Consider the following 12384-nt stretch of genomic DNA (forward strand, 5'->3'; position numbering starts at 1 on the left):
AAAGACAAAAAACCGCTAAAAAGCATCCGTCAAAGACGGATGCCTGATGATTATTCCTTAATGTTAAGCGTTTTAGTGTTCAGCATGAAGCGGTAAACCGGCAGCTGTTTGCCTGTTTGAGAAGGGATGTAACCCGTGCTTACATAACTGTCAACCGATTCCGGCTCAAGCGCAATCGACAGCAGATTGCTTTGCGGCTGTGCTGTAAAATAGATTTTTGTTCCTTTTGGAAACTCTTTTTTCTGTTTTTTAAGCTTCGTTTCCACCTTGATCACAGGCCGGCCCTCAGATTCTCCCGATGTTTCTTTCGATAAAACCTCATACGCTTCAGCGGTGAGCTTTTGTTTGAAAGGAAGTGTCACGCTTTTTAATCCCTGATCCCTCAGCTTCTGCTCAATATCTTGATGGCCCGGAAGGACAAGGTAAGCGGTCGGACGTGTTCTTGACAGCACAGGGACGGCTTCCGAAGCGCTGTAATATTGGACAGGAACGTCAACTGCTTGTCCTGAAGCGATATCAGCGACTTTCAGCGTTTCTTTATACGGCCCTGCAAACTCACTGTTGATGACCACTTGGTCTTTATCGCTCACTTTTGCACCATTTTTTATCAGCTTTAATTTTTCTTTGGCGACAAGGTGCTTGATCTCGGCTGCATGCTTCACTGTCGTGTCGATGATCGTCTCATGCGTAGCAACCTGAGCCGCGACTCTTCTTGCAAAATTTTCGCGTCCGATGTCTATCCCCCTGCTTTCCACTAGGAAGGAAAGAGCAGGCTGGAGGCCGAATGCATTACGTCCGATTCTCGCTTCAGTACCGCCTTCATAGATTTCGATTTTTCCGTCCTTGCTTTTTCCTGTCGTATAATATGCATCATTAGAAAAACCTTTTTCATCAAGTTTAGCTCTGACGCCGTTCACATAAAGGCTGTCAGACGCATATCTGATCGATTCGGGAATGTTTAAGTTTTTTCCTGATAAAATTAAAATATCATGGTATTTTAATGACCCTTTTTCGCCTACGCTTTGAAATTCGTTTTGGCCGACACCGTATTCATGGGCATCAATAACGACTTCAGGCGAATATTGATTGAACTCCTGGTGAATGGCGCGGACTTCCGGAGATTCAAGCTTAACATGATCCCTGTTTCCGTCGATTCCGCTCGCCAGCCGTCTGTTAAACTGATACGAGCCGTCGGGATTGACCCGCGGAACGACGATGACATTGATCTTGTCCAACACTTTGTCGCCGTACGGCCCGGCCAGTTTTTCAGCCATTGCCAGGACCGATTCTCCCGCCGCCGGCTCATTTCCGTGTATCTGTCCTTGCAGCCAGACGGTCGGTTTTTTTGATATGGAACGTATTTGCTTATCCTTTGTGAAATAAAGCACGGGAATATTTCTTTTTTCAATTGAAAAACCGATATTCCCGATTTTGACATTCGGGCTTTTCTTTGTCAGACTGGTTATAAACTTCATCATTTCTTCTTGTGTCGTAAAGGCTTCCCCTTCTTTCACAAAAGCAGGGGTCGAGAAAGTTTCTTCCGGTTCCGGATATAATGATGACACTTGCTCTGGCTGAGTATAGTTCTTTCCATAGTAAGGGGTTTCCGCAGCGTGAACCGCATCAGACACCATCAGTCCTGCAAACATTGCCGCAGCTGCCAGCAAAGCTTGGACCCTTTTTTGAATGTTCATCTTTTCTCAGCTCCTTTCAGGCATACCTGCATTATAAATGAAATATCAGCTTATTTTGTCTAAAATTTCAGAAAATGATTCCTTTGGTATACAACAACATCCGAAATATAGAACGATGGATGGCCATCATCACATGTAAATGGTTAGTTTTTCCCTATAAAAAAACATTCAGCCTGGCTGAATGTTTTAAGGGCAGCATATGGCATTTTACGAATCAGAAGCGGGAAGGCGGCCTGACAGATCAAGGAGCTCTTTGGAAAAATCGTTTCCTTTCATCGGTACACCGTGTCCCGTCAACAATGCAGCCGGTTTTAATTCCGACAGCTTCCGAACTGAGTCCGCCGCTTTTGTCCAGTCCATTGTGAAATATGCCGGGGGTCCGTTCAGCTCCTGCTTTTGAATCGCCACTTCAAACAGAGATTCCTGCTCTACAGTTGTAACGGCGTCGCCTGCGATCAAGGTTCTGTCCGACTGCCGGAAAAGCGAAACATGACCCGGTGTATGTCCCGGCGTCTCAATCCATTTCCACCCTTTAAGAAACGGAAGCGAACCATCTTCAGAAAGCTGCTTTACATGGGACGAAATGTTGATTGAGTGCCTCGGAAACAACGGAGACATCTTTGCAACCAGCCCGCTTTTTACTTGCGGTTTGGCAGGCGGATAATCGGCTTTTCCCGTTAAATAAGGCATTTCTTTCTCATGGGCGTAAACTGGAACCTGCCATGTTTCGAGAAGATCTTCCAATGCGCCGACATGGTCGAAATGTCCATGCGTCAAAACGATTGCTTTTAGCCGAAAGTCGCCGAACCGCTCCTTTGCCTCTCTTAAAATAAATGGAGCGGACTTGGGCATTCCGGCATCGATTAAAACGGCTTCCCTCGAATTAGGATCGAAAACAAAATACACATTGACGATTTGCACCGTCAAACCGAATACACCTTCGGCATACTCTTCCAGGACCCCGCTGTTGATGGATGTCAAAGGCATGTAAGGATCACTCATTATATTCACCACACTCACTTATCATATATTTTATTACTTTGCACATTTGACTTGAGGATATGCATGGATGAGCACCTTTGAAAAAATGAAGGAGGGACAAACCAATGGGAGATGGTCAATGGTTTACTGTAACAGAGCTTGATGAATCCACATATGCGATCAGCGAATACGGGCATTGGGAAAATGTGCACTCTTACTTGCTGATTGGGGCGAAGGAAGCCGTTTTAATTGATACAGGTCTTGGTATCGGCAGCATGAAGACGGTAACGGATAGTCTGACCGATCTGCCGGTCAGCGTCATCACAACCCATGTCCATTGGGATCACATCGGAAGCCACGGTGAATATCAGCGCATTTACGTTCATGAAGCCGAGAAAGACTGGCTGACGGACGGAATCAAAGGGCTTCCGATCGAGCACATTCGCCGCGATGTCTCTCGAGATATCACTAAACCTGTACCGGCCGGCTTTTCCGCTGAAACATACACCCCGTTCAGAGGTGAACCGTCGGGAACGCTGCAAGACGGCGACACAGTCGGCTGCGATTCAAGGCCGCTCGTTATTTATCATACGCCCGGACACTCCCCGGGGCATATCTGTATCTTTGATCCGGCGTCAGGCTACTTGTTTACCGGCGACCTGCTGTATACCGGAGCCCCCATCTATGCATTCTACCCGACGACTGATCCGGTCCAATTGATTCAGTCGCTTGAAAAAATCTCGGCTATCGGGCGCGTGAAAAAAGTTTTCGGCGGGCATCATCAGCTCGGTCTTGCTCCTGACATTTTGCAGGAAGCCGGGCATGCGGCACTGCACTTAAAGAAACACGGGCTGGCAAAACACGGCACAGGCATGCACCGATTCAAGAATCTGAGCTTTCAATTTTAACTAAAAAAGATGATTGCCCTGGCGGGAACCATCTTTCGCACTTCTTCAAAAATGCAGACCTTTTCGGCGGGAAGCTGAGCCTTTGGCTCCGAACATGAAAGACGTCAGGCAGAAACCGATTACTCCGCCGGCCGTATTTAAAATTAAATCATCCACATTAAAGGTTCTCGCCATTATGAATCCAGTCACAGATAGCACAAGCTGGAGACTCTCAATCAAAAAGCTCGTCAAAAAAACAAAAACCGTCGCTTTTTGAGGCGAAATTTTTCTCCATAGAACGGAAAGATACACACCTAAAGGAATGAGCAATAAAACATTAAAAAATGTAAGCTTAACAGAATTCCAAAAAAACCAATCAAACCCGCTCTGCTGATGCATTTGCACCCATTCAGCGACAAAATAAAACGGAATGAGCTGAATGTTCATTTGAGCGTATGCCGGCTGCGGCGGAATGTTGATTCCGCCTATCGTATAGTGATAAACGACGCTCAAATAAACAATAAAACTGGCAAACACCATTTTTCTAAAAAAACTTGTTTTTTCTCGATTCTTCACAATGTCGTACAAAAAGTAGACGATTGCGCACATGAAACCGAGTAGCATTAAATTAACTGACCAAAACATTAATATCCCCCTTACGTCACCATCGTTCAGTGCATACAAGTTATAACTGACTGAAATGCACACTTTTCCGACCATAAATTGTGGAATTTCAAATCAACTGCTTCAAAATAAACATAAAAAAGGACAGGATCTCTCCTGCCCTTCATTTTACCATATACCCAACAATTTCCACCATAGCCCTCCGACAACAAGCCATGTCACAATATGAACAATCGACAGGATAAAGCCGATTGACCACCATTTGCTTTGCGGGATATAGCCGGCCCCGAAAAAGACGGGTGCCGCTCCAGCTCCGTAGTGTGTCGTCGAAGCAAAAAGGTTGCTGAAAAACGCAAGGCTTAATGCTGCGAGGAGCGGCGGAGCGCCTGCAGCGATAATCACGGCGAGAAAGGCCGAGTACATCGCGCTGATATGAGCGGTTGCACTCGCAAAGAAATAATGCGAATAATAGTAAACCGCAATTAAAATGAGAAATGCGCTGACCCAGGAGAATCCTGAAACATACGATTTCATCGCATCGCTGAACCAGCCGACCATGCCGAGTTCATTCAAGAAGCTCGCCAGCATGACGAGCGCGGCAAACCATGTCAGCGTATCCCATGCGCCTTGCTCTTTCTTAATATCGTCCCACGTCAGAACCTGTGTCAAAAGCAGGACGGCTAAACCGATCAATGCCGTTGTCGTTGCGTCAATTTTCAGGTTTCCGCCGAAAATCCATAAAAAAAGGACGAGCAAAAAGACCGCGACCATCGAGAGTTCCGATTTTTTGAACGGGCCCATTTCTTTCAGCTTCTCTGTTGCGATTTTCGCCGCATCAGGCGTTTCTTTCACCTCAGGCGGATACAGTTTATAAATGACAAGCGGGGTGATGATCAAGCTGACAAGTCCCGGGACGATGGCCGCCACAGCCCAGCTTGTCCAGGTCAGATTCACACCTGCCACATCATGGGCAAGTTTGGCAATCAGCGGGTTTGCCGCCATAGCCGTTAAGAACATCGCTGAAGTGATCAAGTTCCCCTGAAAGCCCACCTTCAGCAAGAAAGCGCCGATGCGCCGTTCCGTGCCGTCCTTGGGCGTTGACTGAAAAGTTTCGGATAACGAACGGATAATCGGAAAAATAATTCCCCCGGCCCGTGCGGTATTACTCGGGATCGCCGGCGACAAAATCAAATCGCTGACAAGAAGTGAATACGAGAGTCCGAGTGTTTTTTTGCCGAACATCCGCACAAATAAATAGGCGATTCGCGCACCTAAACCGGTTTTAATGAATCCCCGTGAAATAAAAAAGGCAATGACGATCAGCCAAATCGTCTTGTTTCCAAAACCGCTGAGCGTTTCTTCAATCGACAGCGTTCCGGTCAGCGCCGTAACCGCCAATGCGAATACGGCGATTGCCCCCATCGGCAGCGGTTTTGATATAAAGCCGATAATCGTTGCCACAAAGATTGCAAATAAGTGCCATGCTTTCGGGTCCAATCCGGCGGGCGACGGAATAAACCAAATTACCGCTCCGACTAAAATCGTGACCGTAAGAGGAATGATGTTCAATGCCGATTTTTGTTCTGCATCTTTTTCTTTAGCCAAAACCTTTTCCTCCTATTCATATCGTTTTCGTTTATTATTCTACTCCTTTCCTGCTATCATTCAAATTTTATTTTATTAAAAAAACTGCCGACCTTGTCGGCAGTCTCAATTTATACCCAGGATTTCACTCTTTCATGATCCGTGACAAAGAGGAGGACTTTTCCTTCATCAAGCTGCTTCTCGAATTGTTCTGCTTCCTGTTTTGAAAAGCCGATCTCATGAATTTTATTGCGAAGTTCGTCCCCTTTTTTGTTGAAGATATTGCCCACGGCATTTTTAAGGCCTGTCTCTTCGGCTCCGATCGTATTGGCATCCGCGTTGTCTGCGAGTCTTTCAGTACGGTCGTCATCATGTGACAGAACGTAAATATCTTCTCTTGCAACTCCGATTTCCCTGAGTTCCTCAACATCCTTCATCAGTTTTTCATCATTAGTATATTGTCTTACTACTGGTTTCATATGAATCTCCTCCCTTTTTTCATGTTGTATTTAACACTTACCCTTTGTTTGCGCGGCTAAACGGATGAATGCTCTGTCATGACATTTTCATTTCAATGTTACAATTGTTATAAATTTTCAGACAAAACGTTTGAAAGGATTGCCAATTCAGGTACATTACAAATAGACAAGGCTTTGAGATGGGGTGATTGAAGCGTGTATTATTTTTCACCGGAACAGCAATATAACGCATGGATCATTAGCGATTTGGTCAAGCAGATTTTTTCAAGGGAAGGTCATCAAGAAGTTGATACTCATCGATTTGAATCTTTTGCCGCCAGACGATTCGGCATCAATATCGATTACGTCTTTTCAATCATCATGAACATCGGCGATCCGGAAGAAAGGAGAACGGCAAGCAGCACCGAAGACCTCCTCTCTTCATATCTCCTGTCATTGCTTCCTTTTATCACAAAAGACATGTTTCAATTTTCGAGAGAAAATGCCAATCAATATCTTTTAAATGAAAGAAATGCTGATGTTTTTCATCTTTTTCTGCCCGATGCTGTGCTGAAAAAAACCTTTCATGCAACCCGCTGATCTTTTGCTAAACCTCTTTTTTACGTGGTAAGTTATAAGTAAAAGGAGGAATCATTATGTCGCAAAAACAAATTGAACTCGCAAGACGTCCGCAGGGCATACCTGTTATGGACGATTTTCGCATAAAAGAAACGGAAATTCCGGAAGCAAAAAACGGTGAAGCGCTTGTAAAAACGCTTTATGTCTCAGTGGACCCTTATATGAGGGGAAGAATGCAGGACACGAAATCCTATGTCGAGCCATTTCCGCTTGATAAAGTAATCACTGGAGGCGTGATCGGCGAAGTGATATCTGCAAAAGGAGACAAGCTCAAAAAAGGGGACATTGTTTTGGGCCGCTTGGGCTGGCAGGAGTATTCAGCGGTTCGCGAAGACAATCTGCAGAAAATCGATCCGTCCCTCGCGCCTGTTACCGCTTTTCTTGGGATTCTCGGCATGACCGGTTTGACGGCTTATTTCGGACTTTTGGACATCGGACAGCCAAAAGCCGGTGAAACGGTTGTTGTCTCCGGGGCCGCCGGAGCAGTCGGCTCCGCCGTCGGACAAATTGCCAAAATCAAAGGGGCGAGAGTCGTCGGTATTGCAGGCTCTGACGAAAAAACGGCATACTTAAAAGAAAAGCTCGGTTTTGATGAAGCAATCAATTATAAAACAACGGAAAATATGGCCTCAGCGCTTGAACAAGCTTGTCCGGACGGTGTCGATGTTTACTTTGACAACGTCGGAGGCACGATTTCAGATGCTGTCTTCCCCCTGCTCAATAAGTTTGCACGAATTCCGGTTTGCGGGGCGATTTCTTCTTATAACGTCAAAAGCGCAGAAGATGATATGGGGCCGCGTGTACAAACGGCCTTAATTAAAACAAGCGCCCTGATGAAAGGATTTGTTGTCAACGATTACAGGGACCGCTTTCCTGAAGGAACCAAACAGCTCGCCGAATGGGTAAAAAGCGGGCAGCTTCAATATGAGGAAACGATAACAGAAGGTTTCGAGCGGATACCTGAGGCATTTTTAGGCTTGTTTGAAGGAAAAAACCTCGGCAAACAGCTGATCAAAGTCGCCGATTCCGACAATGCCTGAGCATTCATATAAAAAAGAGGCCTGCCGGCAGCAGGCCTCTTTCTTATCTTTCAATAATCCGTCCTCTTTCATACACGATCCGCTGAAGCGGGATTTCAAGCTTCTTCGCCAGCTTTTTCAGCCTTTCCTCTTCAATGCGGTTGACAAGGCTGATCACGGTTCCTTCATTCCCCGCTCTTCCCGTCCTTCCCGACCGGTGGATATAGCCTTCAATGTTTGGCAAATCGGCGTGGATGACATAAGGGAGATCTTCGATGTCGATTCCGCGCGCTGCGATATCGGTCGCGAGAAGCAGCGTGAATTCGCCTGCTTCAAATGCCTGCAATATTTTGGCGCGCTCGATTTTTTTCGCCTCGCTGTGAAGAACGCCGATGTCGACATGATGAAATTTAAGCTTTTCGGCATACACGTTTAAGTTGCCGATGTCTTTGACAAAGACGAGCGCCTGCATGCCCGGAAGCCGCGAGAATTTTTGCAGGATCTTCACCTTATCCCGCTGGTCGCATACGAGAAATTGGTGTTTGATTTTTGCAGATTCTTCTTTCGACCTCTTGATCCTGAGAACTTCCGCTTCTGTCGTCATGCTGCGGAGCTCGCGTTCGGCGTCGTCTTTTAAAGTCGCCGAAAAACAGAGGAGCTGCCTGTCGCGGAGCGTCGATTTGATGATGCTTTGTATCGTCCCGCGATGCTCCGGTGTAAGCAGATGATCGGTTTCGTCAAGGACGATCGTTTTCACTTCATGCATTTTCAGTTTTTTCATTTTAATCAGCTCAAATACGCGTCCAGGTGTGCCCGCAATGATGTGCGGGTGTTTTTTCAGCTTTTCCTGCTGCTTTTTGACATTGGCGCCGCCGATCAGGGAAGCGGCTCTGATATCCGAGCCTTTTTTCCATTCGACGATCACATCAAAAATCTGCATGACAAGCTCGCGGGACGGAGCCAAAATCACAGCTTGCACGTTCTTTTGATCCGCCTCCAGCTTTTCCAGAATCGGCAGGACGTAAGCGAGCGTTTTGCCCGTTCCAGTCGGCGACTCGGCGATCACGTCACGCCCGTCCAAAATCAAATCGACTGCATTTTTTTGGACACTCGTCGGCTCTTGAAAGCCCGATGCCTTCCAGTTTTCTTGAATAAACGGTTTTGCTTTATTTAAAAATGGCCATCTTTCTGTCATGTTTTTCTCCTTTTATCAGGTTGATTCTGCTCCTAGTATCTCAAAACAAAAGCGGCTGCGCAATTTTTCTTTTATTGTTCCCTCTGAGTTCGATATAATCTTATAGAATACAGATTATATTTTTTGAGGTGCAAAACATGAGTTTACTTACAGTCACAAAGCTGAGCCACGGTTTTGGCGACCGGGCGATCTTTCATGATATATCCTTTCGCTTGCTGAAAGGCGAACATGTCGGTCTCATCGGAGCAAACGGCGAGGGAAAATCGACCTTCATGAATATCATTACAGGCAAACTTGAGCCTGACGAAGGAAAAGTCGAATGGTCCAAAAAGGTCCGGGTCGGCTATCTTGACCAGCATACATCACTTGAGCGCGGACAAACAATCCGCGACGTGCTGAGAAACGCTTTCCATTATTTATTTGCGATGGAAGAAGAAATGAATGCCATCTACACAAAAATGGGCGAGGCTGACCCCGATGAGCTTGAAAAGCTTCTCGAAGAAGTCGGAACGATCCAGGACGCCCTGACCAACAACGACTTTTACGCGATTGACGCAAAAGTCGAAGAAATCGCCCGCGGCCTCGGGCTTAACGATCTCAGCCTTGACAGGGATGTCGCGGATTTGAGCGGCGGCCAGCGGACAAAGGTGCTGCTTGCCAAACTACTCTTGGAAAAGCCTGACATCCTGCTGCTCGATGAGCCGACAAACTACCTGGACGAACAGCATATCGAATGGCTGAAACGCTATTTGCAGGAGTACGAGAACGCCTTTATTTTGATTTCTCACGACATTCCGTTTTTAAACAGCGTCATCAATCTGATCTACCATGTGGAAAACCAGGAGCTGACCCGCTATGTCGGCGACTACAACCAATTCCGCGAAGTATACGAAGTGAAAAAACAGCAGCTTGAAGCAGCCTACAAGAAACAGCAGCAGGAGATTTCGGAGCTGAAAGATTTCGTCGCCCGCAACAAAGCGCGCGTCAGCACAAGAAATATGGCGATGTCCCGGCAAAAAAAGCTCGATAAAATGGATATGATCGAGCTCCCTTCGGAAAAACCGAAGCCTGAATTTCATTTTAAACAAGCAAGAACATCCGGAAAGCTGATTTTTGAAACGAAAGAGCTCGTCATCGGCTATGATGAGCCGCTGTCCCGTCCGCTGAACTTGAGAATGGAGCGGGGCCAAAAGATCGCTCTGTACGGAGCCAACGGCATCGGAAAAACGACATTGCTGAAAAGCCTTCTGGGTGAAATTTCACCGCTGTCGGGAGAAGTCGAACGCGGCGAACACCTTCATATCGGCTATTTCGAGCAGGAAATCAAAGAGACCAACAACAACACATGCATAGAAGAAGTGTGGAACGACTTTCCGTCCTTTACACAGTACGAAATCCGCGCGGCTCTGGCGAAGTGCGGACTGACGACAAAGCATATCGAAAGCAGGGTATCCGTATTAAGCGGCGGGGAAAAAGCAAAAGTCAGACTATGCAAGCTTATCAATTCGGAAACGAACTTGCTTGTACTCGATGAACCGACAAACCACCTTGATGTTGAAGCAAAAGAAGAATTAAAAAGAGCTTTGAAAGAATACAAAGGCTCCGTCCTGCTCATCTCTCACGAACCTGAATTCTATATGGACATCGCGACAGAAACATGGAATTGCGAGTCATGGACAACGAAAGTTTTATAAACAAAAAAAGCTTGTTGACAAAATCCCAAAACGGCTTTTTGTTTTGGGATTTTGTCATCCTTTCTGCGTGATTGAAAACCTTTACAGTCTAGGAAGGCCGAGCATCGGAGCGGACTTTCACAGGAGGTGATGACGGCGACGTTCAGGCAGGACGCCTGGGCGGTTAGTCGCCGATCCTTCCTCTATTCGTGAGCACCGACGCGCCGGCCTGACAACGAATGCGAGGGTTTCTCGACACGCTGTTTTCATTAATGACCGGCTTTGATGCCTGCCAAATAACGGCGGCCTCCAGTCAAAACGGCCATGCCGGCAAGCACGGCGATGCATCCTGCAAAATAGGGAGTATGCGCAGTAAAATGATCGGCTAACACACCGGCAATCCAAGGCGCAATGGCCCCGCCGATGAACCGGATGGAGCTGTAGGCAGATGAAGCGACAGACCGTTCGACAGGCGCAGCTTCCATCACCGCTGTTGTCAAAATCGTATTGATCATGCCCAGAATCCCTCCGGCTATGATGATCGCCCCGATGACGAGCGCCATGTGCTCCGTCCAAATCCCGATCGCGAGCAAATCAGCTGCAAACAGCAAAAACAGAAAGATCAGCGAGCGGACGGTTCCAAAGATCCGCTGTACGGCCGGAGCGATGAAAACGGAAGTGATCGCAAGAAACAGCCCCCAGCCGAAAAAGACGTAGCCGAGGCCCCGTTCATTTAAGTCAAGAACAAACGGCGAATATGCAAGCAGGGTGAAGAAACCGAAGTTATATAAGAATGCGGCGCCTGAAAGCGTCAATAGCCCTTTATAACGAAGCGCTTTGATCGGCGCGCTGACGGAAATTTTCTTCCGCGGCTTTTGGACAGGCGGCAAAAGAAAAAAGATGGCCAAAAGAGCGGCCGCCATTAAAACCGATACGCCGAAAAACGGCGCTCTCCACGATATTGTGCCAAGCTCTCCACCGGCAAGCGGTCCAACCGAAATGCCCAATCCCAAAGCCGCCTCATACAAAATAATGGCTTTTGCGCTTCCGCCAGATGCCACGCTGACAATGACGGCAAGCGCAGTTGAGATAAACATGGCGTTTCCGAGTCCCCAGCCGCCGCGAAAGCCGACGAGCTGAGAAATGGAATGCGAAAGCCCGCCCAAGCCTGCAAAAACGATGATCAGGATCAAGCCGCTGATTAACGTCAGCTTTGCCCCAATCCGGCTCGATACGGCGCCTGATAAAAGCATGGCGAAACCTGTGACTAGCAGATAGCTTGTAAATAAAAGCGAAACTTGGCTGGGGGAAGCATGCAGCTGCCGCGCAATCGCCGGCAGAATCGGATCGACAAGCCCGATCCCCATAAACGAGATCACGCAAGCAAAGGCCACGGCCCAGACCGCTTTTGGCTGTTTAAACATACTTGAGTTCTCAGGTGGTTGTTCATTCATGATCTATCAAACCTTTCTTTGCAAATAAAGAAACGCTATAAAAATAGCGTCAGGCTGTCGAGAAAATCTCGACAGTCTTATTTTTTTCCTTAAATTATCCATTTTTTCATTTTATAATAAAGAAAAGGATTGAAAAGGACGGTGTCATTCTAATGTTCTACACAAGAAATTCTTCA

General features: G+C 46.9%; 11 protein-coding genes. 4 read left to right on the top strand and 7 right to left on the bottom strand.

All coding sequences use genetic code 11. The annotated features are described in order from the left end of the window. Positions 1 to 50: 50 nt before the first annotated feature. Positions 51 to 1694, bottom strand: coding sequence for a M14 family metallopeptidase (locus tag KI350_RS17975; RefSeq protein WP_065644557.1), 1644 nt, complete (start codon positions 1692 to 1694; stop codon positions 51 to 53). A gap of 207 nt (positions 1695 to 1901) precedes the next feature. Beyond that, positions 1902 to 2696, bottom strand: coding sequence for an MBL fold metallo-hydrolase (locus KI350_RS17980; protein WP_065644556.1), 795 nt, complete (start codon positions 2694 to 2696; stop codon positions 1902 to 1904). A gap of 104 nt (positions 2697 to 2800) precedes the next feature. Here KI350_RS17980 and KI350_RS17985 point away from each other — a divergent pair, with 104 nt between their 5' ends. Beyond that, positions 2801 to 3583 carry an MBL fold metallo-hydrolase gene (locus KI350_RS17985; protein ID WP_065644555.1) on the top strand — a complete coding sequence of 261 codons (783 nt, stop codon included), beginning with the start codon at positions 2801 to 2803 and terminating at the stop codon, positions 3581 to 3583. A 45-nt stretch (positions 3584 to 3628) separates the two neighbouring features. Here KI350_RS17985 and KI350_RS17990 read toward each other — a convergent pair whose 3' ends face one another. The 3 genes from KI350_RS17990 to KI350_RS18000 form a co-directional block, all read right to left on the bottom strand. Further along, positions 3629 to 4207: a VanZ family protein gene (locus KI350_RS17990; protein WP_065644554.1), complete on the bottom strand. Its 579-nt coding sequence runs from the start codon at positions 4205 to 4207 to the stop codon at positions 3629 to 3631. A 147-nt stretch (positions 4208 to 4354) separates the two neighbouring features. Beyond that, positions 4355 to 5791, bottom strand: coding sequence for an anion permease (locus KI350_RS17995; protein ID WP_020450525.1), 1437 nt, complete (start codon positions 5789 to 5791; stop codon positions 4355 to 4357). A gap of 110 nt (positions 5792 to 5901) precedes the next feature. After that, on the bottom strand, positions 5902 to 6249 hold the full coding sequence (locus KI350_RS18000; protein WP_020450524.1) for a YflT domain-containing protein: 348 nt from the start codon (positions 6247 to 6249) through the stop codon (positions 5902 to 5904). A 195-nt stretch (positions 6250 to 6444) separates the two neighbouring features. Here KI350_RS18000 and KI350_RS18005 point away from each other — a divergent pair, with 195 nt between their 5' ends. Together KI350_RS18005 and KI350_RS18010 are read left to right on the top strand one after the other, a co-directional pair. Further along, on the top strand, positions 6445 to 6828 hold the full coding sequence (locus tag KI350_RS18005) for a DUF3212 family protein (protein WP_065644553.1): 384 nt from the start codon (positions 6445 to 6447) through the stop codon (positions 6826 to 6828). A gap of 50 nt (positions 6829 to 6878) precedes the next feature. Next, positions 6879 to 7907 (top strand): NADP-dependent oxidoreductase, encoded by a 1029-nt coding sequence (locus KI350_RS18010; RefSeq protein ID WP_105979179.1) that lies wholly within the window; start codon positions 6879 to 6881, stop codon positions 7905 to 7907. A 43-nt stretch (positions 7908 to 7950) separates the two neighbouring features. On the opposite strand, the gene KI350_RS18015 is transcribed toward KI350_RS18010, so the two are convergent. Next, the gene (locus KI350_RS18015) at positions 7951 to 9081 is read right to left on the bottom strand and encodes a DEAD/DEAH box helicase (protein WP_039073284.1); all 1131 of its coding nucleotides are present in this window, start codon (positions 9079 to 9081) and stop codon (positions 7951 to 7953) included. Between the two features lie 137 nt (positions 9082 to 9218). Between KI350_RS18015 and KI350_RS18020 the strand changes: the two genes are divergently transcribed. Next, positions 9219 to 10775, top strand: coding sequence for an ABC-F family ATP-binding cassette domain-containing protein (locus KI350_RS18020; RefSeq protein WP_065644552.1), 1557 nt, complete (start codon positions 9219 to 9221; stop codon positions 10773 to 10775). A 248-nt stretch (positions 10776 to 11023) separates the two neighbouring features. Here KI350_RS18020 and KI350_RS18025 read toward each other — a convergent pair whose 3' ends face one another. Beyond that, a complete protein-coding gene (locus KI350_RS18025) occupies positions 11024 to 12208 on the bottom strand; it encodes an MFS transporter (RefSeq protein ID WP_039073285.1) in 1185 nt (394 codons plus the stop codon). Between the last annotated feature and the right edge of the window lie 176 nt (positions 12209 to 12384).

Origin of the sequence: Bacillus sp. J41TS8 (assembly GCF_018333035.1) — a bacterium.
GTDB classification, from domain to species: Bacteria; Bacillota; Bacilli; order Bacillales; family Bacillaceae; genus Bacillus; species Bacillus paralicheniformis.